This is a genomic window from Bathymodiolus azoricus thioautotrophic gill symbiont (assembly GCF_001298715.1).
Classification (GTDB): Bacteria; Pseudomonadota; Gammaproteobacteria; order PS1; family Pseudothioglobaceae; genus Thiodubiliella.
On sequence record NZ_CDSC02000140.1, the window covers coordinates 1 to 1,670 of the forward strand.

The window sequence follows — 1,670 nt, forward strand, 5'->3', positions numbered from 1 at the left end:
ATTAATGATTATTTGGGAAAAAATAGAGCCAGAACTACGAGAACTGTCCATTAAAACAGACAGTTTAAGTGAGATTTTATTGTCAGACAATGAGACGATTATTCCGCATTTATTGCAGAATTTAGAAGTTGATGAGGTAAAGAAAGCGTTAAAAAAGTCAGTTGGTTTGATGGTTTTTGAAGACTATAGCGATGCCGATATTATTGAGATAAACGATTCTTATGTGATTGTTGAGTGCGATGCTAAGTATTTGGCATTTAGCACCAATCCTTTTTCAAGTTTGGAATCATTCAGAATCCGTAATTCTTCAATGGGTGAAAAACTAGGTAATGGCATTGGTTTTATTGAGCCTGGTAATCCATTGTTTATTGATGCAGAAAATACGCTTAGCAACGCCATAGATGCCAAAACAATTATAAAAGATATTTTCACAGAAGCCGTCAAACTTGGTGCAAGCGATATCCATATTCAACCTAGAAACGCATCACACATCTGTTTTAAGTTAAGACTAGATGGCATGATAATTAATTCAAAAGTAGCAGATGTCAGCAATCTGGACTTTCAAGCAGTTGCCGCTGGGATTAACACATTGTTTGATATTGATATTGGCACATACAATGCCATTCAAGAACGCCAATCTGATACTAAAAAAATTGATGTTTTGAATGATAAGCAAAAACCTATAAATTTAAGACTAGAACTTAACCCACTTCATGTGAAGTTTAAAAACGGCACGCAAAAAGGTAAACATATACCGAATTATGTCATTCGTTTAATTGGTTCTACTTCATTCAGATCTTTAGCTCAGATAGGACTAAGAGATTTACAGCTAAAAGAAATCACTGGATTTTGTAAACATAATAATGCAGGTATTTTTATAGCTGGACCAACAGGCTCTGGTAAGACAACATTGGCTTATGCGATCTTAGCTGAGATACACAATCAGCGCAAAGGTATTAGCGTTATGTCAGTTGAAGATCCTGTTGAAGTTGACTTGCCCAATACACAACAAATTCAAATTAAGGAAAAACTTGGTTTTTCACAAGCGTTGAAAGCGATATTGAGATCAGACCCTGATGTTGTATTTTGCGCAGAAATTAGAGATAAAGAAACAGCTCACCATGTGTGTGCAACAAAAGAGGTTGGCAATACAATTCTAACAACAATTCACGCTGATAAATCATTTGATGTGATTGATCGCTTAAAAAGTACAAGTAACGATTCAAGTTTTGCCGTAGCACTTGACACCATTGCAAAAACAGTCTCAATTATTATTATGCCTAGACTTGTTCGCAAAGTTTGTAGGCACTGTGCAACTGAAATTAAAGTTGAAGACGACGTGTTGTTTGCTAAATATGCCAATTATTTTGATATTCGCACGACTTTGATTGCAAAACAAAGTGATATAGGTTGTGAACAGTGTTCGCACACTGGTTATAAGGGGCGTATGCAAGTGGCAGAAGTTTTTGTGATTGACAGAGCGCTACAGCAGATGATTATTGACAATGTACCAAGCAACAAAATACACACTCAAGCTTTAAAAAATCAAAGTAAAGATATTTATTCAAGTGCTGTGATGCTTGTCAAAGAAGGCAACACAACATTGAGTGAAATCACCAGAATATTGCCGTCTAAGGTCTATTTTGGTGATGAGTATGAGTCCCACCATG

1 protein-coding gene is annotated in these 1,670 nt (G+C 35.8%); it reads left to right on the forward strand.

What is annotated here, in order from left to right:
• A partial coding sequence (locus BAZSYMA_RS02750; protein WP_195910063.1) for a GspE/PulE family protein occupies window positions 1-1,670 on the forward strand: 1,670 nt, incomplete at both ends.